Below are 22,656 nucleotides of genomic sequence, written 5' to 3'. Positions count from 1 at the left end.
CGATCACCACACGTAGGCGAGGACTTCCCCACCCACGCCCTTCTGCTCGGCTTCGCGGTCAGTGAGCAGTCCCGACGAGGTCGAGAGGATCGCCACACCGAGGCCACCGAGGACCTGGGGGATCTCCGTCGACTTCGCGTAGACCCGGAGACCGGGCTTCGAGACGCGCTTGATGCCGGCGATCGAACGCTCGCGCTCGGGGCCGTACTTCAGGTCGATCGTGAGGGTCTGCCCGACGCGGGCGTCCTCGACCTTCCACTCGCTGATGTAACCCTCGCGCTTGAGGATCTCAGCGATGTTCTTCTTCAACTTGGAGCTGGGAAGCGAGACGTCGTCGTGGTGCGCCGAGTTCGCGTTCCGCAATCTGGTCAGCATGTCTGCGACCGGATCGGTCATCGTCATGATGGTCGTCCATTCTTCGCCTGGTTTCGACACCCGTTCCACGAATGCCGACCTGAGCGATCGGGTGATCCGGGGGCGATTCCCTGGATCGGTGTGTTCGTGCGTGCGGGCCGGAGGACGTGAATCCTCCGGCCCGCACCGCCCGAAGTATCTTAGACCGTCTGCTCGGCAGAACGGAACGGGAACCCGAGCTGGCGGAGCAGCGCGCGGCCCTCGTCGTCCGTCTTCGCGGTGGTCACGACGGTGATGTCGAAGCCACGCACGCGGTCGATGCGGTCCTGGTCGATCTCGTGGAACACGGACTGCTCCGTGAGACCGAACGTGTAGTTGCCGTTGCCGTCGAACTGCTTGTCGCTGAGCCCGCGGAAGTCGCGGATGCGGGGCAGTGCGAGCGTCACCAGGCGGTCGATGAACTCCCACGCGCGGTCACCGCGGAGGGTGACGTGCGCGCCGATGGCCTGGCCCTCGCGCAGCTTGAACTGCGCGATGGACTTGCGGGCCTTCGTGACCTGGGGCTTCTGACCCGTGATCGCCGTGAGGTCCTTGATGGCCCCCTCGATGATCTTCGAGTCACGAGCCGCCTCGCCGACGCCGGTGTTCACGACGACCTTGACCAGGCCGGGGACCTGGTTGACGTTCGCGTACCCGAACTGCTCGGTGAGGGCAGCCTTGATCTCGTTCTTGTACTTCTGCTTGAGGCGCGGGTCGACCTTGGTCGCCGGCGCGGCAGTCGTGTCGGTCATCAGAGCTTCTCACCCGACTTCTTGGCGTAGCGGACGCGGACGGTCTTCTTGACGCCGTCCTTCTCCACCTCTTCGGTGCGGAAACCGACGCGGGTCGGCTTCTTGGTCTTCGGGTCGACGATGGCGACGTTCGAGACGTGGATCGGGGCCTCGTGCTGCTCGATGCCACCGGTCTTCGAACCGCGCTGGGTCTGGCCGACGCGGACGTGCTTCGTGACGAAGTTCACGCCCTCGACGACGACGCGCTCCTTGTCGCGGAGCACCTCGATGACCTTGCCCTGCTTGCCGCGGTCGCCGCCACGCTCCTGCGTGGCGCCCGCGATGACCTCGACGAGGTCACCCTTCTTGATGTTCGCCATGGCTTACAGCACCTCCGGCGCGAGCGAGATGATCTTCATGAACTTCTTGTCACGGAGCTCGCGACCGACCGGACCGAAGATGCGCGTACCGCGCGGGTCGCCGTCGGCCTTGAGGATCACCGCCGCGTTCTCGTCGAACTTGATGTAGGAGCCGTCCTGACGACGGACTTCCTTCTTGGTGCGAACGATGACCGCCTTGACGACGTCACCCTTCTTCACGTTGCCGCCGGGGATGGCGTCCTTCACCGTGGCGACGATGACGTCACCGAGACCGGCGTAGCGACGACCCGAGCCACCGAGCACGCGGATGGTCAAGATCTCCTTGGCACCCGTGTTGTCGGCGACCTTGAGGCGGGATTCCTGCTGAATCACTGCTGTCTCCTATTCCGAAGCAGGCCGAGGCCTACTTGGCCTTCTCGAGGATCTCGACCAGGCGCCAGCGCTTGGAAGCGCTGAGGGGACGGGTCTCGCTGATCACGACGAGGTCGCCGACACCAGCGGTGCCGAGCTCGTCGTGGGCCTTCACCTTGGACGTGCGACGGATGATCTTGCCGTAGAGCGCGTGCTTCACGCGGTCCTCGACCTCGACCACGATGGTCTTGTCCATCTTGTCGCTCGTGACGTAGCCACGACGCGTCTTGCGGTAGCCGCGAGCGGAGGCGGCGGAGGTCTTCTCTTCGTTCGCCATTACTTCTCCTCGGCGGTCTCGGCCTCGGTCGACTCAGCCGGCTTCTCAGCCTTCTTGGTCGTCTTCTTGGCCTTGGTGGCGGTCTCGACGGGCGCGGGAGTGGCACGGATGCCGAGCTCGCGCTCGCGGAGGACGGTGTAGATACGGGCGATGTCGCGCTTGACGGCACGGAGACGACCGTGGCTCTCCAGCTGGCCGGTGGCCGACTGGAAGCGGAGGTTGAAGAGTTCCTCCTTGGCCTTCTTCAGCTCGTCAGCAAGACGCTCGTTCTCGAACGTGTCGAGCTCCGTCGGACGGAGCTCCTTGGAACCGATCGCCATTATGCGTCGCCCTCCTCGCGCTTGATGATGCGTGCCTTGAGGGGCAGCTTGTGGATTGCACGAGTCAGCGCCTCACGGGCGATGTCCTCGCTGACGCCGGAGAGCTCGAAGAGCACGCGACCCGGCTTGACGTTGGCGACCCACCACTCGGGCGAGCCCTTACCGGAACCCATGCGGGTTTCAGCCGGCTTCTTGGTGAGCGGACGGTCCGGGTAGATGTTGATCCACACCTTGCCGCCACGCTTGATGTGACGCGTCATGGCGATACGAGCGGACTCGATCTGACGGTTGGTCACGTAAGCGGGGGTCAGCGCCTGGATGCCGTAGTCACCGAACGACACCTTGGTGCCACCGGTGGCCTGGCCCGAACGCTTCGGGTGGTGCTGCTTACGGTGCTTGACTCGACGGGGAATAAGCATTGTTACGCCTCAACTCCTGCGCCGGCCGGCGCGTCCTGCGAGGGCCTGCTGCTGGCGTCCACCGCGGTCGCCGCCGCGGCGGTCGCCGCGCTCGCCGCCACGGGGGCCGCCACGACGCTCGGGGCGCGACGAACGCTGGTTCGCCTGCTCGCGAGCGAGCTCCTTGTTCGTGATGTCGCCCTTGTAGATCCAGACCTTCACGCCGATGCGGCCGAACGTGGTCCGGGCCTCGTAGAAGCCGTAGTCGATGTTCGCGCGGAGCGTGTGCAGGGGCACGCGGCCCTCGCGGTAGAACTCCGAACGCGACATCTCGGCGCCGCCGAGACGACCCGACACCTGGATGCGGACACCCTTGGCGCCGGCGCGCTGTGCACCCTGCAGGCCCTTGCGCATGGCGCGACGGAACGCGACACGAGCGGAGAGCTGCTCGGCGATGCCCTGCGCGACGAGCTGGGCCTCGGTCTCGGGGTTCTTGACCTCGAGGATGTTGAGCTGGATCTGCTTCTTGGTGAGCTTCTCGAAGCTCGCCACGGACGCGCTCCGCCTCGGCGCCGCGGCGACCGATGACGATGCCCGGACGCGCGGTGTGGATGTCCACGCGGACACGGTCACGGGTGCGCTCGAGCTCGATGCGGGCGACGCCGGCACGGTCGAGGGTCTTCTTCAGGTACTCGCGCACCTTGATGTCCTCGGCCACGTAGTCGGCGTAGCGCTGACCCGGCTTCGTGCTGTCGGTGAACCAGTGCGAGACGTGGTCCGTCGTGATCCCGAGACGGAAGCCGTACGGGTTGACCTTCTGGCCCATTACTTGCTCGCCTTCTTGCTCGTCGCCGCAGCCTCGACCTCATCCGGCGTCGCGAGGACGACCGTGATGTGCGAGGTGCGCTTGTTGATGCGGAAGGCGCGGCCCTGGGCACGCGGCTGGAACCGCTTCAGGGTCGTGCCCTCGTCGACGAAGACGCGGCTCACGTAGAGGTCGCGCTCGTCGAGGAAGCTGTTCGTCGAGTCCGCCTTCACCCGGGCGTTCGCGATCGCCGAGGCGACCAGCTTGTACACGGGCTCCGAAGCGCCCTGGGGGGCGAACTTCAGGATGGCGAGCGCCTCGTGGGCCTGCTTGCCGCGGATCAGCTCGATGACGCGACGGGCCTTCTGAGGCGTGACGCGGATGTGTCGCACGCGTGCGATCGACTCCACCATTTCGTTCCTCCTCTGCGTCGCCGCGTTAGCGGCGACGGCCCTTCTTGTCGTCCTTCACGTGACCACGGAAGGTGCGGGTCGGCGCGAACTCGCCGAGCTTGTGACCGACCATCGACTCGGTGACGAACACCGGGATGTGCTTGCGGCCGTCGTGCACGGCGATCGTGTGCCCGAGCATGTTCGGGATGATCATCGAGCGACGCGACCAGGTACGGATCACGTTCTTGGTGTTGGCCTCGTTCTGCGTGACGACCTTGCGGAGCAGGTGCTCGTCGACGAAGGGGCCCTTCTTCAGACTGCGTGGCATCTTCTGAACTCCTACTTGCGCTTCTTGCCGGCGTTACGGCGACGGACGATGAGCTTGTCGCTCGGCTTGTTCGACTTCCGCGTGCGACCCTCGGACTGGCCCCAGGGGCTGACCGGGTGACGACCACCGGACGTCTTGCCCTCGCCACCACCGTGCGGGTGGTCGACCGGGTTCATCGCGACACCACGGACGGTCGGGCGGACGCCCTTCCAGCGCATGCGGCCGGCCTTGCCCCAGTTGATGTTCGACTGCTCGGCGTTGCCGACCTCGCCGATCGTGGCGCGGCAGCGGGCGTCGACGTTGCGGACCTCGCCCGACGGCAGACGGAGCTGCGCGTAGGGGCCGTCCTTGGCGACGAGACGCACCGAGGCGCCGGCGGAGCGGGCCATCTTGGCGCCGCCACCGGGGCGGAGCTCGATGGCGTGGATGACCGTACCGACGGGGATGTTGCGCAGCGGCAGGTTGTTGCCGGGCTTGATGTCGGCGCCGGGGCCCTGCTCGATGACGTCGCCCTGCTTGAGCTTGTTCGGCGCGATGATGTACTGCTTCGTGCCGTCCACGTAGTGCAGGAGCGCGATGCGCGCAGTGCGGTTCGGGTCGTACTCGATGTGAGCGACCTTGGCGTCCACGCCGTCCTTGTCGTGACGACGGAAGTCGATCACGCGGTACTGGCGCTTGTGGCCACCACCGATGTGACGGGTGGTGATGCGGCCGGAGCTGTTGCGTCCACCCGGTCTTCGGCAGCGGACGAAGCAGCGACTTCTCCGGCGTCGAACGGGTGATCTCAGCGAAGTCGGCGACCGACGAGCCGCGACGACCGGGGGTCGTCGGCTTGTAGTTACGAATAGCCATGATTTATCCCTCTGGTCCTCAGCCGACAGCCGTGAAGATGTCGATCGAACCGGACTTGAGCGTCACGATGGCGCGCTTGGTGTCCTTGCGCTTGCCCATGCCGAAACGCGTGCGACGGGTCTTGCCCGGACGGTTCAGCGTGTTGATGCTCGCGACCTTGACGTCGAAGATCTTCTCGATGGCGAGCTTGATCTCGGTCTTGTTCGAACGGGGGTCCACGATGAACGTGTACTTGCCCTGGTCGATCAGGCCGTAGCTCTTCTCCGAGACGACCGGCGAGATGATGATGTCGCGCGGGTCCTTGTTGAAGCCGCTCATGCGGAGATCTCCTTCGCGGTCTTCGACGCGATGAAGGCGTCGAGTGCGCTCTTGCTGAAGACGAGCGCGTCGGCCTTGAGCACGTCGTAGGCGTTGAGCTGGCCGTACGAGAGCGCGTGGACGTTCGGCAGGTTGCGGATCGACTTGAGCGTCAGCTCGTCGTCCGACTCGAGCACGACGAGCACGTGCTTGACGGGCGCGACCTTCTCGAGCAGCGTGCGCGCGGTCTTGGTCGACGGGACCTCGGCTGCGACGAAGCCGTCGACAGCGGAGATGCGGCCACCGCGGGCGCGGTCCGAGAGCGAGCCGAGCAGAGCAGCGGCGATCATCTTCTTCGGGGTGCGCTGCGAGTAGTCACGCGGGGTCGGTCCGTGGACGACGCCACCGCCGGTGTGCTCCGGAGCGCGGACCGAACCCTGACGGGCGCGGCCGGTGCCCTTCTGCTTGAACGGCTTGCGACCAGCACCGCGGACTTCGCCGCGGTTCTTGGTCTTGTGGGTGCCCTGACGCGCGGCTGCGAGCTGCGCGGTGACGACCTGGTGGATCAGCGGGACGTTGGTCTCGACGTCGAAGAGCTCGGCGGGGAGCTCGACGGTGCCGGACTTGGCGCCCGATGCGTCGAGGACGTCGATCGTGGTTGCGGTCGTGGTGGCCATGATCACTTACCCTTCACGGCGGTGCGGACGAAGACGGAGCGACCGCGGGCACCGGGGACCGCGCCCTTGACGAGCAGCAGACCCTTCTCGGCGTCGACGGCGTGCACCGTGAGGTTGAGGACGGTGACGCGCTCGCCACCCATGCGACCGGCCATGCGCATGCCCTTGAAGACACGCGACGGGGTCGACGAAGCACCGATGGAACCGGGCTTGCGGTGGTTGCGGTGGGCACCGTGCGAAGCGGAGACGCCGGCGAAGCCGTGGCGCTTCATGACACCGGCGAAGCCCTTGCCCTTGGAGGTACCGACGACGTCGACCTTCTGGCCCGCCGTGAACGTGCTGTCCACGGTGAGCTCCTGGCCGAGCGTGTACTCAGCGGAGTCGTTGGTACGGATCTCGGTGAGGGTGCGACGCGGGGTCACGCCAGCGGCCTCGAAGTGGCCAGCGGCCGGCTTGTTGACCTTGCGCGGGTCGATCGCGCCGGCGGCGATCTGGATCGCCTCGTAGCCGTCGCGCTCGGCGTTGCGGATCTGGGTGACCACGTTCGGGCCGACCTCGATCACGGTGACGGGGATGAACTTGTTGTTCTCGTCCCACACCTGGGTCATCCCGAGCTTCTTGCCGAGGAGGCCCTTGACGGACTTGGTTGAATTCGCCATCAGTCCAGCCCCCTTACAGCTTGATCTCGATGTTGACGTCTGCCGGCAGGTCGAGTCGCATGAGCGAGTCCACGGCCTTCGGCGTCGGGTCGACGATGTCGATGACCCGCTTGTGCGTGCGCTTCTCGAAGTGCTCGCGCGAGTCCTTGTACTTGTGAGGAGAACGGATCACGGTGACCACGTTCTTCTCGGTGGGGAGCGGCACCGGGCCGACCACGGTCGCACCGGCACGGGTCACCGTGTCGACGATCTTCCGGGCCGACGTGTCGATGACCTCGTGGTCGTACGACTTGAGCCGGATGCGGATCTTCTGTCCCGCCATGTGTCTCTTTGTCCTCTCTGCGCCGCGCACCCTCGGGCCGCCTGACGCCGCCTGCGCCGTGCATTCCTGCACGACTTGGCTGTTTTCCTGAACCAACCGGCCGCATCCGCTGGGGATGACCGCTGTTCTCCTGTCAACCGCGCGGGGCGGCGTGGGCCGTCCAGCGTGGGCATGTCGCTTCCCCCACGTCCGGACACAGCTGTGGCCGGGCGCTCACGAGGGACTCGATCGTGTTCTGCTGCCTGCGGCCCAACCCAGCCCTGCTGAACAGAGGGGTTGTGCACTGCCAGAGCAGTGATCCTGCGCACGCGAAGCGCGCGGAATTCGGAACCGGACAAGTCCTCGCATAGGCACCGCCATCCGTGCAACCCGGGCGTGTCGCGATTTCATGGCGTGTCGTGGCCGGCTCACTCCCCCCGGATCCACGGGGATCACGGGCCTGGAGGCGCGGCTCGGCCCCGACACGCGACATGCCCCCCGGAGACGGTCCGGAGGGCATGTCGTGGTGCGGTCGTGCGCGCTACTCGGCGACGACCGGCGGGACGAACCACGGGGGGAAGACCGCGACCCGGGGAGCGTGGCCACCGTGGTCCTGCAGCACCGCCTTGACGGTCTGTCGGACGCGGTCGTTCGGTACGCCGATCACGGCGACGGCGGAGAACGGCACGCTCGGCCCGGCGAGGAGCTCGAGGCCGAGCATCTCCGGGTCGGTGAAGTCCGTGCGGCGGATGAGGTTCGTCGCGGCCTCGGGACCGACGGCGAAGCGGACGTCGTCGGCGTCGGCGTCCTGGTCGGCGACGATCACCGACGCACCGAACGCCGAGACGGGCACGACGAGCATGATGTACTCGGTCGCCTTGGTCCGGCGTGCCGCGTCGGACCAGCGCTCGCCCTCGGCGCCGGTGCGGAGTTCGTCCCAGCGGGTGGCGTCGGGCGAGAGGGTGAAGGGCACGTGCCCGGCGACGGACGAGCCGTCCGGGGCGGTGGCCTCGGCACGCGCCGCACGCGCGGTGGCCGACGCGACGTCGACGACCGGGGTGACGGCGTCGGACGCCAGGATGGCGCCGGACCCGACGATGTCGTCGAGGTTGTCCACGTGGGTCACGTGGTGGGCCCGGAGCGACGCGAAGTCACGCGCCTCGGGGAGGTCGGGGACCGGGGACCGCAGCGAGGACGCGGGGGTCGCGGCCTGGCCGGGGACGCTCCGGAGGAGGTGGTGATGCGGGTCCGCCGAGGGGTCGGGGCGGTGGGGATCTCCGACGCCGCACGCTGGCGCGGGGCGCAGATGTCGCAGAGCTCGGTCTCGAATCCGTGGATGCACTCGTCTGTCACGACTGGTGGGGGTCCTTCCGTGCCCGTGTGGGGGTGGTCGGGCACGAGGTCCAACGGTACGTCATACCGGCGTGTTCCGCCTCACTGCCGGTAGAGGAGGGCCCGGACCTCGGACTCCGCGGCGTGCAGACGACCGGGGTCGATGGTCTCGCCGTGGTCGTACGCGTCGAGCAACCGCGGGTCGATGTAGCTCTGCCGGCACACCGTCGGGGTGTTCCCGAGCTCCTCGCTCGCGACCTTCACGGCGTGCGAGACCGCCTTCTTCCGCTTCGCCTCGGACGGCAGCGGCCCGGTCTTGGCCAGGTCGACGGCCGCGGCCACGGTGCCGTGCAGGGTCCGGAAGTCCTTCGCGGTGAACTCCTCGCCGGCGCGCTCCTTGACGTAGGCGTTGATGTCCTCGGCGGAGAGCGGTTCCCACTCGGCACCGCGGCGTTCGCGGAAGGAGAGCAGCCGGGCGTTCGGCCCGCGCCGCTTCATCCCGACGATGACGGAGGCGAGGTCCGGGTCGTGGATGGACGAGGACCACTCCTGACCGCTCTTGCCGGGGAAGTCGAGCTCGATGTCGTCGCCGGAGACGTGGGCGTGCGCGCAGAGGAGCGTGGAGAGCCCGCGGCTGCCGTGCTCCGTGGCGTACCGCTCCGACCCGACCCGCAGGGAGCCCTGGTCGAGCATCCGGAACGCGGCCGCCAGCGCGCGCTGCCGGTCCGGCTCCGGTCGGCGGAGGTCCTGCGTGACCATCCGGCGGGCGGACGGCAGCGACTCGGCGAGTGCGAGGGCGCGGTCGTACTTGATCCGGTCCATCCGCTCGCGCCAGCCCGGGTGGTACATGTACTGCCGTCGGCCGGCGCCGTCGATGCCGGTGGCCAGGATGTGGCCGTTCTCGTAGGGCGAGATCCAGACGTCGTCCCACGCGGGCGGGATGACGAAGTCCTCGAGCCGCTGCCGGATCTCGGGGTCGGTGACGGTCTTGCCGTCCGGGTCGCCGGTACGAGAACCCGCGGCCACTGCGGACGCGGTGGTAGCCGCGACCGTTGGTCGCGGAGCGGCGGAGGCGTGTCACGTCGTCGATGCAACACGCGCGTGCCTGTGACCGGGCCAGGTCAGGGCCTGGAGGCGCGGTGCGGGCCCGCACCGCGCCTCCAGGCCGTCAGGTGGTCACGCTCGACGGCGTCGGCGCGCGACCAGCAGGATCCCGCCGGCGGCCATCGCGAGGAGCGCGAGCAGCACGCCGATCCCGAGATCGGTGGCACCCGTGAAGGCGAGCTCCGTGCCCTTCGGTGCGCTGCCCACCGGCGCGGGATCCGCCGCACGCTGCGGAGTCCGTCGGGCTGGCCGACCCGGACACCGGCGTCACCTGCGTCGTCGGGGACGCGACCGTCGCGACGTTCGTGATGCGGTCCGGGGCGTCGGACGCGACCCTCGCGGTGACCTGGAGCGCCACCGAGCCGCCCACCGCGAGCGGTCCGGTCAGCGTGCAGGTGACGGTCCGGCCGGTCGTGCAGCCGGCCGCGTCGCCGTCGTTGACGCTCACCAACGAGAGCCCCTCGGGCAGGCGGTCGGTGACCACCACGGGACCCGGGTCCTCGGTGAGGCCGTCGTTGCGCACCGTGATCGTGTACCCGACGGTCTTCCCACGCACGAGCGCACCGGTGTGCGTCTTCGTGATCGACAGGCTCGACGCGGGGTCCACGGCGAGCTCGTCGTCGGCGTCGTTGTCGGCGAGCGTCGTCTCCGTCGTGCTCGTCGCGACCGTCGCCGTGGGCTGCACGCCCGGGTACGCGTCCGCCGTCGGCGTCTGGTGGACCGTGATCGCCGGCGCGAGCGCTCCGGCGGGCAGGGTGCCGGCCAGGACGTACGAGACGGTCGTCGAGCCGTCCGCGTTCCGGACGACGCCGGTGACCGTCCAGGCCGGGTCGGCCTCGGTCGACACGTCGGTCAGGCCCTTCGGCAGCGTGTACGTGGCCGTGACGCCCGTGGCGTCGGACAGGCCGGCGTTCCGGACCTGCACCGTCTCCGGCAGGTCCTTCCCGATGACGGCCGACCCCTCGTGCCCGATGGTGATCGCGACGTTCGCGACCCGCTCGACGGGGAGCGTGCTCGTCGTCGGCTGCGCGTTCGTGCCGGTCGGGGCGGGGGTGCCCTGACCGGAGACGAGCGCGCGGTTCTCGACCTGGTCCGCGGTGGACCCGGAGGCCACCTTCGTCGTGATCCAGAGGCCCGGTGCGTCCGTCCCGGCGACGATCGTCGTCGGGAGCGAGCACGTGACGGCGCTCGGGTCGGAGGTGCCGTCGCACGTCCACACCGCACCGTCGCTCGACGCGCCGACGAACGTCAGCCCCTCGGGCAACTGGTCGGTGACGACCGTGGTGGGCTGCTCGTCGGACGGTCCCGTGTTGTGGACCCGGAGGAGCCAGACCTGCTCGGCTCCCGCGGTGACGCGCTTCGACGCGGTGGTCGAGCCGACCTTCGTCACCGGGGTCTTCGTCAGGCCGAGCGTCGCGTGGGTCGTGACGTCGACCTCGGCACCGGCGGTGTCGTTCGACGGGTCCGTGTCGGGCGTCGCGGAGGACACCGTCGCGGTGTTCGATCAACGTGCCGGCGGGGGTGCCGGACGCGATCGACGCGGTCACGTGGAGACATCGTGCTCGCGCCGGAGGCGAGCGATCCGGTCGACCAGGTCGCCGGGCCGCTGCCCTGCTCCCAGGCGTCGTCGTCGGTCGTCACCGCCGTGACGGTCATCCCGGCGGGCGGGGTGTCGGTCCAGCTGACGTCCTGCGCGTCCGAGGGGCCGTCGTTCGTCACGGTGACGTCGTAGGTGACGCTCGTGCCGGCGTCGGCGCTCGGGGCGCTCGTGCGCTGTCTTCGTGACCGACAGGTCGGCGTGCGTCGTGACGTCGACCGTCGCGTCGTCGTGCGCCGTCAGGCCGCCGGCGGTGACCGGGGACGCGGTGACCGTGTTCACGATCGCCGAGCCGCGGAGGAGACGCCGGGACGTGCACCGTCAGCACGATGGTGTGCGGGTCGGTCGCCCCGGCGGCGATGCCGTCGACGCTCGAGAGCGTCAGCACCCCGTCCGTGTCCGACACGAGCGTCCAGTGCTGCGCGATCTCGGCCGACAGCCCACGGAACTCGACACCGGCGGGGAGCGTGTCCTGCACCAGGACGCTCGGCGACACGTCGTCGCCCGCGGGCAGGTCGGACGGGCCGTCGGGGTTGGCGACCGTGATCGTGTAGGTGACGTCCTTCCCCGCGTCCACCGACTCGACGTCGGCGGTCTTCGTCACCGACAGGCCGGCGGTCTGGGTGGCGTCGCTGCGTGCCTGGCTCTGCAGGGTCGCGGCGTTGTCGGCCGTCACCACCGCGGTGTTCGTCAGCGTGCCGTGGAACGAGGACGGGGTCGTCACGGTGATGGTGAACGTCGTCGTCTTCCCGGCGGCGAGGGTGCCGTCGAGGACGCGGGTCACGTCGGTGCCGTCGCCGGCCGGGGCCGTGCACGTCCAGGCACCGTCGGTCTGCGTGATCGTGTCGGCGCCCTGCTCGAGCGGGACGGTCGGCTTGCAGGCGCGTGCCGCCGAGCAGGGTGTCCGTCACCGTGACGTTCCGGGCGTCGGCGGTGCCGGTGTTCCTGACGCGGATCGTCCAGTCGGCGGCGTCCCCGGCGACGAGGGTCGGCTGGTCGGCCGCCGCCTCCGTGCCGCCCGGCTGCTTGCCGTCGAGGACCGTCTTCGGGCCGAACCGCTTCGCGATCGTCAGCGACGTGCCGTCGTCGACCCCCGTGGTGGCCTTCGCCGAGTCGTTCGACGACGTCGGGTCGGTCGTGGTGGTCGTGTCGACCGCGACCGCGGCGGTGTTCACGATCGTCTGCGCGGCCGTCACGTCCGCGTGGACCGTCGCCGTGACCGTGATCGCCCCGGCCGCCTGGCCGTTCGCGAGCCCGTCGCGGGTGCACGTCACGGTGTTGCCGTCCGTGTCGCACGTCCAGCCGGAGTCGGTGGACGTCGCGCTCACCAGCGACACCGTGTCGGGCAGCGTGTCCGTGACCGTCACGGTGCCGCGGGCGTCGGAGACGCTCTGCGTGGTCGTGTCCTGCACGTTCCGCACCGACAGGTTCCACGAGATCGTCCCGCCGGCCGGAGCCTCTGCGGACGGACCCGTCTTCGTGATCGCGAGGTCGGCGATCGCCACCGGGGTGATGCTCGAGGTGTCGCGGTCGTTCCCGGCGTTCGGGTCGAAGGTCTGCCCGGTGCCCTGCTCGATCGTCGCAGTGTTGCGGATCGCCGTGAGCGGGGCGTCCGACGGCAGGGTCAGGGCGACGTCGAGCTCGGGGAACGACGCTCCCTTCGCCACCGTGGCGCCGTTCACGCAGGTCCAGGTGCCGTCGGCGGGCGCGCAGGTCCAGCCGGAGCCGCTGAAGGCCAGCGAGGCGCCGGCGGGCACGCCGGTGGGCGCGTCGACCACGGTCGTGCCGTGCGCTGCGTCCGGGCCGGTGTTCGTCACCGTGATGGTCCACGCCTTCGCGGTGGTGGCACCGGCGACGACCTTCGCCGTCGTGGCGGTCTTCGTCAGGGCGAGGTCGGCGGCGGCGATGCGTGCGGTCGCGGTGGCGTCCGTGCCGGCGCTGCCGTCGGCGGCCTTCGGGTAGGTCACGAAGGACCCCGTGCCGCCGTCGTACGAGGTGCCGCCTGATGCGTCGGTGACCGTCGCGGTGACGTGGTTCGTGTGGGCGACCGTGCTGCCTGCACCCGGCGTCGTCGCGGCGTCCGGGCTCGGGGACCGCGCGGTAGTGCAGGGTCGTGGTGGCGTTCGACGCGAGCGGGCCGAGGTCCGACCAGGAGAGCGTGCGGCCGTTCGTCGCGGGGTCGCTCACCGCGGTGGCGGCTCCCCCGTCACGGACGATCGTGGCGCTCCCGGCGACGTACTGCCAGTTCGCGGGGAGGACGTCCGTCGCGGAGACCTTCGTCGCGGCGCTGCCGCGGTTCGTGAACGTCACCGAGGAAGTCCGAGGCGACGCCGACGTAGGACAGACCGCCGACGGTGTCGTTCGTCTTCGCGACGGCGACGTCCGGGAACGACGGGGTGACGGTCGCGGAGTCCTCGACGGCGGCGTAGCTCGCGCCACCGGTCGCCAGGCTGCGGTAGCCACCGGTCGAGACGGTGTTGGTGAGCGGACCGCCGTTCAGCGAGACGTCGTCCGCGAGCTTCGCGGAGTACGTGTGCTGCACGGATCCGCCCGCACCACCGACGGTGGTCGTCGGCCAGGTGACCACACCGCCGCCGCAGTCCGCGGTCGCGGGGGCGGAGGACCCCGCCGTCCGAGATCGAGGCGCCGTCGACGACGATGCCCGCGGGCACGCAGTCGGTGATCGTGGTGCCGTACGCCGGCGACGCGCCCTTCGCGTTGGTCACGGTGATCGTGTACCGGAAGGTCTGTCCCGGCTCCACGGCCAGCGCGTCGCTGGTCGTCCCGAGCACCGTCGCCGTCTTGTCGATCGACAGGGACGGCGCCACGACCCTGGCGTTCGCCGGGTTCGAGGTGGCGGTGCCGTCCGTCGGCGCCGTGCCCTTCGCGGACTTGTCCCAGGCGAGGTTCGCGGTGTTCGACAGGGCGGTGCCGGCCGTCGCGGTCGTCGAGAGTCGGACCGGGATCGACACGGTGACGGTGACGGCGTCGGGCCGTCCGGTCGCGATGTCGCTGACGTCGACGCGGATGCTGCGGGTGGCGGGGTCCACGGTGCCGGTCGCCGTGACGGAGGCGTCGGACGTCGCCGCCGTGAGCAGGCCGTCCACCGACAGCCCCGCGGGGAGCACGTCGGTCAGACGGGTGTCGAAGACGGAGACGTTCGCGGGGATCGTGGCCGTCACCCGGTAGGTGGCCGCGTCACCCGGTCGGAGCGGGAGCGCGGTCGTGGTGCTCGGGTCCGTCGTCGCAGCGGCACCGGGGTGCCGTCGGTGTTCGACCACGTCGGCGCGGTGAGCTGCTTGGACACGGACGGTGACGCCACGGTGATGGTGTCGTCGGCGCTCGCGGTCTGGACGTAGGTCGCGCCGGCGTTCGTGTAGTCGGTGTCGAGGCTCGAGCCGACGACCTTCGCGGTGTTCGCGTAGCTCGTGCCCGCCGGGGCTCTTGTCCGCCAGGGTGCCGGTCACCGTGATGGTCGCCGACGCCCCGGGTGCGAGGGTGCCGACGTTCCACGCGTGCAGGGTGCGGTCGGTGCCGCAGGCACCGATCGTCGCGCTGCGCCTGGGTCAGCGAACCGGTCGCCTCCGCGCGCGACGAGCCGGTGAACTGCAAGGACGACGGGAAGCAGTCGGCGACGAACACGCTGCGCGCGTCGGTCGTGCTCGACTTGTTCGTCGCAGTGAGCGTCCACGTGACGACGTCCTGGCCGGACACGACGGCACCGTTCCGGTCGTCGGTCTTCGTGATCGCCAGGTTCGGAGCCGTCACCGCGACCACGACCCGGTTCGTCGGGGCGACGGATGCGCCCGTGACCGGGTCGGTGCTGCGAAGGTCGCGGTGTTCGTGATCGTCGACGGGGCGAACCCCGAGCCGTCTGACTTCGGGTACGCGCCCGTGCCCGCGGAGACCGCGAGCCCGGTGACCGTGACCGAGAACGTGACGTCGCTCCCGGTGGTGTTGTCGAACACCGCGGGGAAGACGAGTGCGCCGCCGCCGTTGGTGTTCGCCGTGGCGCCGCCGGTGAAGGTGTAGTCCTGCCCACCGTAGGAGACCGTCGTGTCCCCGTCGGTCATGCCCCGTGTCGCGGCGCCCGCGGCTCCGGGCATGCCCAGCGTCCAGGTCGTCGCGCTCGTCGTCTTCAGCCCGGGGACCGCGGCCAGCGGGTCGACCAGCGAGGCGGATCCGACGCTCGTGCCGGCCTTCACGGTGACGGAGTAGGTGTACGCCAGCGGCTGCCCGGGCACGGCGTTGAGACCGGACCGGTTGGTGGCGCCACCGTCGGTGCCGCCGGTCTTGGCGACGACGGCGGGCGTGATCGTCACCGTCCGCTGGTCGTTCGCGGTCACCGCGGCGAGCTGCGCGCCGGTCGCTCCGGACGCGTGCGTGCTCGTGCCGGCGACGGGGGCCGGCACCCAGGTCTGCGCGACGCCGGTGTCGGCCGTCGTGTCGAAGCGCACGACCGAGGCGGAGTTCTTGTAGGCGGTGCCGGCGAACGACTGCGCCGGGATCTGCATCGTGTAGAGCAGGTCCGCGGTCGCGCCGGACGCGATCGGACCGACGCCCGACCAGACGACGAAGGACCGCTTCGAGAAGGTCGAGGAGGCTCCGGTCGGCAGGGTGTTGGTGCAGGTGCCACCGCTGCCGGAGGCGTCCACGGCGGAGCAGTCGATGCCAACGGGCAGCGCGTCCCACACCGACACGTTGCTGATCGGGTACGAGCCCCCGGTCCCCGCCGGGTTCGTGACGCGCAGCCGGTACTGCAGCACCTGCCCCTCGGTCGTGTTCGCCGGGTTCACGTTCGCGCCGAGGCTCGAGGTGTCCTTGCCGGACTGCACGATGGTCTTGCTCAGCGTCGCCGAAGCGGGCCCGGCGACCTTGTAGTTCGCCGTGGACCGCAGGCTCGTGACGGAACCGGCCGTGTTCTGCTGGGCGAACTTCATGAGGTTCGCGGTGATGTCCGGCACGGTGGTGCTGGAACCGGCCTTGGTGATCCGGGCAGCGACGTACAGGACGACGGTCGCGCCGGTGGTGTCACCGTCGACGTAGGTGCCACCGGTCGCCGACGACCCGATCGAGAACGACGCCATCGACGCGCTCGAGCCGGTGAGCTTCACCTGGGCGGCCGGCACGGTGCTCTCCGAGCCGTAGGACCAGTCGGTGCCCTGCACCCACTGCGCCGCGGACGCCGACGTCCCCACGGGCAGCATGTCCGTGACGGTCGCGTTGCGGCTCTGCACGCCGGCGGGGAACGTGACCTGCAGGCGGAAGCAGACCACGTCGTTGAGGGTGAAGGGGTCGGCGGGCGTCGCCGACGAGTACGGACCGGTCGCCGCAGCGCAGTCGGCGGCACCGGTCACCGGCGACGTCGTGCTGCGCGGGAGCACCGACTTCTGGATCTGCGGGCTGTTCGACGTGATCGTCGCTCGCGAGTCGTCGACCACCTTCTGGGTGCCGGCGTCGCCGTGCACACCGGTGGAGGTACCGGCGATCGCGACCTTGTTCGTGAAGTCGTCACCGGCGGCCGTCGGGCCGGCGCTGCCGGTGACGGAGTAGCTCTGACGCATGAGCGCCTTGTACGTCACCGTCGGCGCCGCGTTCGTCGCCTGGTCCGCGATGTGGAACCGCACCGTGAAGGTGCCTTCCGCGGCGGAGTAGGCGACTGAGTCGATCGTGGCGCCCGTCATCTGCTGGTCGAGGGAGGCGTTCTTCGACGGGTCGCAGTCGGCGGGCAGCGCGCCGGTCGTCGGGGTCCCCGCGGGGAACGCCGGGCACAGGCCGTCCGGGAGCGTGTCGGTGAGGGCGATGCCGGCGGACGACTCGTACTCGCTGGTGCGGACGAGCAGCGAGTAGGTCGCGAGCTTGCCGGCCGCGAACGAGGTCGGGGAGACGCTCTTCGCCACGGCGAGGTCCATCGCCTCGACTGTCAGCGACGCGTCCGCCCGCTGCGCCGAGGTGGCGCCACCACCGACGGCCCCGTGTACGTGCCCTGCGCGTCCACCAGGTTGGTCTGGCCGCGGCCGTTCGAGGTGGTGTCGGCGGTGTCCTGCCGGGTCGACGCGCCGTTGTTGTTGTCGAGGTCGGCGGCCTGCTGCAACGACGTGGCTGCCGGAGTGGTCGAGCTCGTGGACGGCTGACCGGGCTGGCCTCGCGAACGACATCGTGTTCGCGCGCAGCGGGACGGCTGCCAGGTACTTGATCGTGACGGTCGCACCCTTGGCGAGGTCCCCGAGGTTCCAGACCACCTTCGTGAACACCGACGAGCCCTGGTTCGCCACGGTGTTGACGGTCTCGACGCTCTGCGGCGTGCGGCAGGCCGTCGCGTCCCACGTGCCGGTCGCCTTCGACGGGGTGGTCGCGGTGAGGGACGGTGCGCCCGGGTACTCGGCGCCCGAGGTGGTGTTGTCGATCGTTCCGCACTGCAGGAACTCCCGAGTCCGGCCGGCAGGTGGTCCGTGACGACGACACCGTTGGTGGGTGCCTGCGCGGTGTTCTTGATCGTCAGCGTGTAGACCGTCGGGTGGTCGTGCACACCACGGACGAGTTCGTTCTCGGGGCTCTGCTCGCCCTTCGTGATGCTCAGCGCGGAGACCGTCGTGGCGTTCGACTGCGCCGCCGCGGTGTTGATCCCAGCCGCTGCCGTCGGCGTCCCCGTGGCGCCGTAGGTCGGAAGGGTCCGAGCGTCCGTGCTCGCGGCGACCTGCGCGGTCCCGGTGAAGTTGGTCCCCACCGGCCAGGAGGCGTCGACGGACTGCACCGTGAACGCGATCGACTTCTGGTCGCCCGCCACCAGGTCGGAGACGTTCGACCAGACGAGGAGCGTTCCGTCGCCCTGCGCGGCGGACAGCGTCGTGATGGTGGGTTCCCCGGCCTGCGTGCCGGCGGAGCCAGCGGTGTAGGCGACGCCGACGGGGAGCCGGTAGGTGTACCCGAGGTTGTAGAGCGAGGTGCCGCTGCCGGCCGAGGTGGTGTTCTTCGCCGGCGATCGTCACGCCTGCCGGGGCTCCGTTGAGCACCGAGCCGTCCGCCTTCGCCGTGACCGTGACGAGCGAGTCCGCGGCCTGTGTGGGGGTCGCGACCGCGAACACCGACAGCAGTGCGGCGAGCAGACTCACCACGACGGTCATCGCCAGGGCGCGCGGGCGTGCAGGGAACAGGGCAGGACGCATCGGGTGTGCTCTCGGGTCGTCGTCGGATGACGCCGAGGGCAACGCAGGGGGAGTCGCACCGTGCGGGCAGGGATCCCTCGGTACGGACTGCGGCGGTGTTCGGGTCACCACGGGAGGCCGGTTCGGCCTCGCGACCCCACGGTATCGAGACCGGCGCTTCCGCCGCTGGACCCAGTGTGGGGTACACGGTGGTCCCCCACACGCACGACCGCGCCCGCCCGGCGGGAGCCGGGCGGGCGCGGTACCGCAGGTGTCGAGCGTCAGGCCGTGCCGGCGCCGTCGTTCCCGATCTTGTCGTCGAGGTCCTTCGCGGTCGTGTCGATCTGCTCGTCGAACTTCCCGCCGGTGACCTTCTTGATGCCGTCGGCCAGGCCGTGGATGATCTTGTCGGAGACCTCCTCGGCCTTGTCGCTCTTGACGGCCTCCTCGATCTTGTCCCGGTTCGCGTCGACGAAGGCCTTCGCCTTGTCGGTGACCTCTTGCGCCTTCGCGGAGACGTTCTTCTGGATGTCGTCGAAGCCGGCCATGGTGCCTCCTTGTCCGGCCGGGCGAACCGGCCGCTCGATGGCCGGACGTCCCGACCGCGTGGTCGCCATCGTGCCCGCCCGCGGGCGTCTTGTCCGCCGAGCGCGAGAGAACTCCTGGCAAACGGAAAGCGGGGCCGGACCCGAAGGCCCGACCCCGCTGTCGCAGGTAACCGGAGTTACTTGGTGATCTCTTCGACCGTACCGGCGCCGACCGTACGACCACCCTCACGGATGGCGAAGCGGAGGCCCGGCTCCATGGCGATCGGCTGGATGAGCTCGACGGTCATGGAGACGGTGTCGCCGGGCATGACCATCTCGGTGCCCTCGGGCAGCGTGATGACGCCGGTGACGTCCGTGGTGCGGAAGTAGAACTGCGGGCGGTAGTTCGCGTAGAACGGGTTGTGACGCCCACCCTCGTCCTTGGTCAGGATGTACGCGTTCGCCTTGAAGTCCGTGTGCGGCGTGACCGAACCGGGCTTGACGACGACCTGGCCGCGCTCCACGTCCTCGCGCTTGAGGCCACGGATGAGCAGACCGGTGTTGTCACCAGCCTCGGCCTTGTCGAGCAGCTTGCGGAACATCTCGATGCCCGTGACCGTGGTCTTCTGCGTCGGGCGGATGCCGACGATCTCGACCTCGGAGTTCAGGTCGAGCGTGCCACGCTCGACACGACCGGTGACGACGGTGCCACGACCGGTGATCGTGAAGACGTCCTCGATCGGCATCAGGAAGGGCTGGTCGGTGGCGCGCACCGGGTCCGGAACGGACTCGTCGACGGCGGCCATGAGGTCCTGGACGGACTTGACCCACTTCTCGTCGCCCTCGAGCGCCTTGAGCGCCGAGACCTGCACGACGGGAGCGTCCTCGTCGAACTCCTGCGAGCCGAGCAGCTCGCGGACCTCGAGCTCGACGAGCTCCAGGATCTCCTCGTCGTCCACCATGTCGGACTTGTTCAGCGCGACGACGATGTACGGGACGCCGACCTGGCGAGCGAGCAGGACGTGCTCACGCGTCTGGGGCATCGGGCCGTCGGTGGCGGCGACCACGAGGATCGCGCCGTCCATCTGCGCCGCACCCGTGATCATGTTCTTCACGTAGTCGGCGTGACCCGGAGCGTCGACGTGCGCGTAGTGACGCTTCTCGGTCTGGTACTCGACGTGCGAGATGTTGATCGTGATACCGCGGTCGCGCTCCTCGGGAGCGCTGTCGATCTGCGCGAAGTCACGGGCCTCGTTGAGGTCCGGGTACTGGTCGTGCAGAACCTTGGTGATCGCCGCCGTGAGCGTCGTCTTGCCGTGGTCGACGTGACCGATGGTTCCGATGTTGACGTGCGGCTTGGTGCGCTCGAACTTGGCCTTGGCCACTGGGGTCCTCCTCAGGACTCGGAAGCGACACCCCCGACCGGCCCGTGTTGGGCGCGGGATCGTTGGTGCGCGGTGTGTGTCTTTACTTTACTTGGTGACGAGGGGCCCGTCGCCGGGCTCCTCGCCTGTGGAGAAACGCTGGAGGCGTTACTCCCCGCGTTCTTCGCGATGATCTCCTCGGCGACCTTGGCCGGGACCTGGCTGTAGGTCTCGAAGGTCATCGAGTAGACGGCACGACCAGAGGTCTTCGACCGCAGGTCGCCGACGTAGCCGAACATCTCGGACAGCGGCACGCTCGCGCGGACCACCTTGACGCCGGACGCGTCCTCCATCGAGGCGATCTGGCCACGACGGGAGTTCAGGTCACCGATGACGTCGCCCATGTACTCCTCGGGCGTACGGACCTCGACGGCCATGATCGGCTCGAGGATCGCCGGACCGGCCTTGCGGGCCGCTTCCTTGTAGGCGATCGAGCCGGCGATCTTGAACGCCATCTCGGACGAGTCGACGTCGTGCGCCGCGCCGTCCTTGAGGGTGGCCTTCACGCCGACCGTCGGGTAGCCCGCGAGGATGCCGACCTGCATGGCGTCCTGGATGCCGGCGTCGACCGACGGGATGTACTCGCGCGGGACACGGCCACCGGAGGTCGCGTTGACGAACTCGTAGACCTTCTCGCTCGTGACCTCCATCGGCTCGAGCGCGATCTGCACCTTCGCGAACTGACCGGAGCCACCGGTCTGCTTCTTGTGGGTGTAGTCGTAGCGCTCGACGACCTTGGTCAGCGTCTCGCGGTAGGCCACCTGGGGCTTGCCGACGCTGGCCTCGACGTGGAACTCGCGCTTCATGCGGTCGACGAGGATGTCGAGGTGGAGCTCGCCCATGCCCTTGATCGTCGTCTGACCGGTCTCGGCGTTGAGCTCGACGCGGAACGTCGGGTCCTCTTCGGCGAGCTTCTGGATGGCCGTGGAGAGCTTCTCCTGGTCGGCCTTCGTGTTCGGCTCGATCGCGACCTCGATGACCGGCTCCGGGAACGTCATCGACTCGAGGACGACCTGGTTCGCCGGGTCGCACAGGGTGTCACCGGTGGTGGTGTCCTTGAGGCCGATGACCGCGTAGATGTGGCCAGCGGTCACGTTGGCGACCGGGTTCTCCTTGTTGGAGTGCATCTGGAAGATCTTCCCGATGCGCTCCTTCTTGCCCTTGGTCGAGTTGATGACCTGGGCACCGGACTCGATCGAGCCGGAGTAGACGCGGACGTACGTCAGACGACCGAAGAAGGGGTGCACCGCGACCTTGAACGCGAGGGCCGAGAACGGCTCCGTGGCGTCGGGCTTGCGGATGATCTCCTTCTCCTCGTCCTTGACGTCGTGGCCGATCATCGGCGGCACGTCGAGCGGGGACGAGGTAGTCGATGACGGCGTCGAGCATCGGCTGGACACCGCGGTTCTTGAACGCGCGGAACCGCACAGCACCGGGTAGAGCTCGCTGCTGACGGTGAGCTTGCGGATCGCGGCCTTGATCTCGGCCACCGAGAAGTCGGTGTCGCCCTCGAGGTAGCGGTTCAGCAGCTCGTCGTCGGCCTCGGCCACGCGCTCGATGAGCTTCTCGCGGTACTCGGCGGCGCGGTCGGCGAGGTCGGCCGGGATCTCCTCGATCTCGTACTTCGCACCCATCGCGACGTCACCCTTGGCGTCGCCGCGCCAGGTGAGCGCACGCATCTGGACGAGGTCGACGACGCCTTCGAACGAGCTCTCGGAGCCGATCGGCAGCTGGAGCACGAGGGGCTCCGCGCCGAGGCGGTTCACGATGGTGTCGACGGTGTAGTAGAAGTCGGCGCCCAGCTTGTCCATCTTGTTGACGAAGCAGATGCGCGGGACGTCGTACTTATCAGCCTGACGCCACACGGTCTCGGACAGGGGCTCGACGCCCTCTTTCCCGTCGAGGACGGCGACCGCACCGTCGAGGACGCGGAGCGAGCGCTCCACCTCGACCGTGAAGTCCACGTGACCGGGGGTGTCGATGATGTTGATCTGGTTGTTGTCCCAGAAGCAGGTCGTCGCGGCCGACGTGATCGTGATGCCGCGCTCCTGCTCCTGCGCCATCCAGTCCATCGTGGCAGCGCCGTCGTGGACCTCACCGATCTTGTGCGTGATGCCCGTGTAGAACAGGATGCGCTCGGTCGTCGTGGTCTTGCCGGCATCGATGTGCGCCATGATGCCGATGTTGCGGACCTTGTTCAGGTCGGTGAGCACGTCCTGTGCCACAGGGGTTCCTCCGGAAGAGTTGTAGGAGAGGTTGGCGGCCGTCCGGGCGCCGGGGTTCTTGACCACCGGCGCCCGGACGGT

General features: G+C 69.2%; 23 protein-coding genes and 5 pseudogenes. All 28 read right to left on the bottom strand.

Going from position 1 to position 22,656, the window contains the following annotated elements; translation table 11 throughout:
- Nucleotides 1–3: 3 nt before the first annotated feature.
- Complete coding sequence (gene rpsH / locus ACZ8AI_RS21730) at nt 4–402, bottom strand: 30S ribosomal protein S8 (protein ID WP_071292538.1); 399 nt, start codon at nt 400–402, stop codon at nt 4–6.
- 152 nt (nt 403–554) lie between these two features.
- Nucleotides 555–1,145 (bottom strand): 50S ribosomal protein L5, encoded by a 591-nt coding sequence (gene rplE / locus ACZ8AI_RS21725; RefSeq protein ID WP_071292539.1) that lies wholly within the window; start codon nt 1,143–1,145, stop codon nt 555–557.
- Nucleotides 1,145–1,504, bottom strand: a complete 360-nt coding sequence (gene rplX / locus ACZ8AI_RS21720; protein WP_071292540.1) for a 50S ribosomal protein L24 — start codon at nt 1,502–1,504, stop codon at nt 1,145–1,147. The genes rplE and rplX overlap by 1 nt, the downstream gene beginning before the upstream one ends.
- 3 nt (nt 1,505–1,507) lie before the next feature.
- Nucleotides 1,508–1,876, bottom strand: coding sequence for a 50S ribosomal protein L14 (gene rplN / locus ACZ8AI_RS21715; RefSeq protein ID WP_071292541.1), 369 nt, complete (start codon nt 1,874–1,876; stop codon nt 1,508–1,510).
- Between the two features lie 31 nt (nt 1,877–1,907).
- A complete protein-coding gene (gene rpsQ, locus ACZ8AI_RS21710) occupies nt 1,908–2,192 on the bottom strand; it encodes a 30S ribosomal protein S17 (RefSeq protein ID WP_022906348.1) in 285 nt (94 codons plus the stop codon).
- On the bottom strand, nt 2,192–2,512 hold the full coding sequence (gene rpmC / locus ACZ8AI_RS21705) for a 50S ribosomal protein L29 (RefSeq protein ID WP_071292542.1): 321 nt from the start codon (nt 2,510–2,512) through the stop codon (nt 2,192–2,194). The genes rpsQ and rpmC overlap by 1 nt, the downstream gene beginning before the upstream one ends.
- On the bottom strand, nt 2,512–2,931 hold the full coding sequence (gene rplP, locus ACZ8AI_RS21700) for a 50S ribosomal protein L16 (protein WP_065960031.1): 420 nt from the start codon (nt 2,929–2,931) through the stop codon (nt 2,512–2,514). The genes rpmC and rplP overlap by 1 nt, the downstream gene beginning before the upstream one ends.
- A gap of 9 nt (nt 2,932–2,940) precedes the next feature.
- Nucleotides 2,941–3,736, bottom strand: a pseudogene (rpsC, locus tag ACZ8AI_RS21695) (30S ribosomal protein S3).
- Nucleotides 3,736–4,128, bottom strand: coding sequence for a 50S ribosomal protein L22 (gene rplV, locus ACZ8AI_RS21690; RefSeq protein ID WP_022906344.1), 393 nt, complete (start codon nt 4,126–4,128; stop codon nt 3,736–3,738). The pseudogene rpsC and the gene rplV overlap by 1 nt, the downstream one beginning before the upstream one ends.
- Before the next feature lie 25 nt (nt 4,129–4,153).
- Nucleotides 4,154–4,435 carry a 30S ribosomal protein S19 gene (rpsS, locus tag ACZ8AI_RS21685; protein WP_022906343.1) on the bottom strand — a complete coding sequence of 94 codons (282 nt, stop codon included), beginning with the start codon at nt 4,433–4,435 and terminating at the stop codon, nt 4,154–4,156.
- A gap of 11 nt (nt 4,436–4,446) precedes the next feature.
- Nucleotides 4,447–5,287: pseudogene (gene rplB, locus ACZ8AI_RS21680) on the bottom strand (50S ribosomal protein L2).
- An 18-nt stretch (nt 5,288–5,305) separates the two neighbouring features.
- The gene (gene rplW, locus ACZ8AI_RS21675; protein ID WP_022903283.1) at nt 5,306–5,605 is read right to left on the bottom strand and encodes a 50S ribosomal protein L23; all 300 of its coding nucleotides are present in this window, start codon (nt 5,603–5,605) and stop codon (nt 5,306–5,308) included.
- Nucleotides 5,602–6,261, bottom strand: coding sequence for a 50S ribosomal protein L4 (rplD, locus tag ACZ8AI_RS21670; RefSeq protein ID WP_071292545.1), 660 nt, complete (start codon nt 6,259–6,261; stop codon nt 5,602–5,604). Before rplD ends, rplW begins: the two co-directional genes overlap by 4 nt.
- Nucleotides 6,262–6,263: 2 nt before the next feature.
- Nucleotides 6,264–6,920: a 50S ribosomal protein L3 gene (gene rplC, locus ACZ8AI_RS21665; protein ID WP_071292546.1), complete on the bottom strand. Its 657-nt coding sequence runs from the start codon at nt 6,918–6,920 to the stop codon at nt 6,264–6,266.
- A gap of 13 nt (nt 6,921–6,933) precedes the next feature.
- Nucleotides 6,934–7,242, bottom strand: coding sequence for a 30S ribosomal protein S10 (gene rpsJ / locus ACZ8AI_RS21660; RefSeq protein ID WP_022903286.1), 309 nt, complete (start codon nt 7,240–7,242; stop codon nt 6,934–6,936).
- A gap of 520 nt (nt 7,243–7,762) precedes the next feature.
- Nucleotides 7,763–8,347: a DarT ssDNA thymidine ADP-ribosyltransferase family protein gene (locus ACZ8AI_RS21655; RefSeq protein WP_464859808.1), complete on the bottom strand. Its 585-nt coding sequence runs from the start codon at nt 8,345–8,347 to the stop codon at nt 7,763–7,765.
- A gap of 308 nt (nt 8,348–8,655) precedes the next feature.
- A pseudogene (locus ACZ8AI_RS21650) lies at nt 8,656–9,634 on the bottom strand (DNA topoisomerase IB).
- A gap of 87 nt (nt 9,635–9,721) precedes the next feature.
- Complete coding sequence (locus tag ACZ8AI_RS21645) at nt 9,722–11,146, bottom strand: hypothetical protein (RefSeq protein ID WP_464859807.1); 1,425 nt, start codon at nt 11,144–11,146, stop codon at nt 9,722–9,724.
- On the bottom strand, nt 11,059–11,376 hold the full coding sequence (locus tag ACZ8AI_RS21640; protein ID WP_464859806.1) for a hypothetical protein: 318 nt from the start codon (nt 11,374–11,376) through the stop codon (nt 11,059–11,061). Before ACZ8AI_RS21640 ends, ACZ8AI_RS21645 begins: the two co-directional genes overlap by 88 nt.
- Entirely contained in the window at nt 11,373–11,831 is a 459-nt protein-coding gene (locus ACZ8AI_RS21635) for a hypothetical protein (protein WP_464859916.1), read from the bottom strand. The genes ACZ8AI_RS21640 and ACZ8AI_RS21635 overlap by 4 nt, the downstream gene beginning before the upstream one ends.
- Nucleotides 11,832–12,126: 295 nt before the next feature.
- Nucleotides 12,127–13,221: pseudogene (locus ACZ8AI_RS21630) on the bottom strand (hypothetical protein); the annotation flags it as partial.
- Nucleotides 13,222–13,513: 292 nt separating this feature from the next.
- Nucleotides 13,514–13,564 (bottom strand): annotated as a pseudogene (locus tag ACZ8AI_RS21625) (hypothetical protein); the annotation flags it as partial.
- Entirely contained in the window at nt 13,561–14,721 is a 1,161-nt protein-coding gene (locus ACZ8AI_RS21620; RefSeq protein WP_464859805.1) for an isopeptide-forming domain-containing fimbrial protein, read from the bottom strand. The pseudogene ACZ8AI_RS21625 and the gene ACZ8AI_RS21620, both read right to left, overlap by 4 nt.
- Nucleotides 14,722–15,018: 297 nt before the next feature.
- A complete protein-coding gene (locus ACZ8AI_RS21615; RefSeq protein ID WP_464859915.1) occupies nt 15,019–16,194 on the bottom strand; it encodes a hypothetical protein in 1,176 nt (391 codons plus the stop codon).
- 983 nt (nt 16,195–17,177) lie between these two features.
- Nucleotides 17,178–17,783: a hypothetical protein gene (locus tag ACZ8AI_RS21610; protein ID WP_464859914.1), complete on the bottom strand. Its 606-nt coding sequence runs from the start codon at nt 17,781–17,783 to the stop codon at nt 17,178–17,180.
- Between the two features lie 897 nt (nt 17,784–18,680).
- A complete protein-coding gene (locus ACZ8AI_RS21605) occupies nt 18,681–18,947 on the bottom strand; it encodes a DUF6079 domain-containing protein (protein ID WP_464859804.1) in 267 nt (88 codons plus the stop codon).
- A gap of 176 nt (nt 18,948–19,123) precedes the next feature.
- On the bottom strand, nt 19,124–20,311 hold the full coding sequence (tuf, locus tag ACZ8AI_RS21600) for an elongation factor Tu (protein WP_071292550.1): 1,188 nt from the start codon (nt 20,309–20,311) through the stop codon (nt 19,124–19,126).
- A gap of 11 nt (nt 20,312–20,322) precedes the next feature.
- Complete coding sequence (gene fusA, locus ACZ8AI_RS21595; RefSeq protein ID WP_464859803.1) at nt 20,323–22,641, bottom strand: elongation factor G; 2,319 nt, start codon at nt 22,639–22,641, stop codon at nt 20,323–20,325.
- Nucleotides 22,642–22,656: the final 15 nt, after the last annotated feature.

This window comes from Curtobacterium sp. AC273 (genome assembly GCF_979253735.1).
The sequence above is the reverse complement of the archived record's forward strand: the minus strand, read 5'-3'. Positions and strand labels throughout refer to the sequence as shown.

Excerpts from the sequence above, each read along its gene's own strand:
- rpsH (WP_071292538.1), bottom strand. The coding sequence starts at position 402 with ATGACGATGACCGATCCGGTCGCAGACATGCTGACCAGATTGCGGAAC.
- rplE (WP_071292539.1), bottom strand. The coding sequence starts at position 1,145 with ATGACCGACACGACTGCCGCGCCGGCGACCAAGGTCGACCCGCGCCTC.
- rplX (WP_071292540.1), bottom strand. The coding sequence starts at position 1,504 with ATGGCGAACATCAAGAAGGGTGACCTCGTCGAGGTCATCGCGGGCGCC.
- rpsQ (WP_022906348.1), bottom strand. The coding sequence starts at position 2,192 with ATGGCGAACGAAGAGAAGACCTCCGCCGCCTCCGCTCGCGGCTACCGC.
- rpmC (WP_071292542.1), bottom strand. The coding sequence starts at position 2,512 with ATGGCGATCGGTTCCAAGGAGCTCCGTCCGACGGAGCTCGACACGTTC.
- rplP (WP_065960031.1), bottom strand. The coding sequence starts at position 2,931 with ATGCTTATTCCCCGTCGAGTCAAGCACCGTAAGCAGCACCACCCGAAG.
- rplV (WP_022906344.1), bottom strand. The coding sequence starts at position 4,128 with ATGGTGGAGTCGATCGCACGCGTGCGACACATCCGCGTCACGCCTCAG.
- rpsS (WP_022906343.1), bottom strand. The coding sequence starts at position 4,435 with ATGCCACGCAGTCTGAAGAAGGGCCCCTTCGTCGACGAGCACCTGCTC.
- rplW (WP_022903283.1), bottom strand. The coding sequence starts at position 5,605 with ATGAGCGGCTTCAACAAGGACCCGCGCGACATCATCATCTCGCCGGTC.
- rplD (WP_071292545.1), bottom strand. The coding sequence starts at position 6,261 with ATGGCCACCACGACCGCAACCACGATCGACGTCCTCGACGCATCGGGC.
- rplC (WP_071292546.1), bottom strand. The coding sequence starts at position 6,920 with ATGGCGAATTCAACCAAGTCCGTCAAGGGCCTCCTCGGCAAGAAGCTC.
- rpsJ (WP_022903286.1), bottom strand. The coding sequence starts at position 7,242 with ATGGCGGGACAGAAGATCCGCATCCGGCTCAAGTCGTACGACCACGAG.
- ACZ8AI_RS21615 (WP_464859915.1), bottom strand. The coding sequence starts at position 16,194 with ATGAAGTTCGCCCAGCAGAACACGGCCGGTTCCGTCACGAGCCTGCGG.
- ACZ8AI_RS21605 (WP_464859804.1), bottom strand. The coding sequence starts at position 18,947 with ATGGCCGGCTTCGACGACATCCAGAAGAACGTCTCCGCGAAGGCGCAA.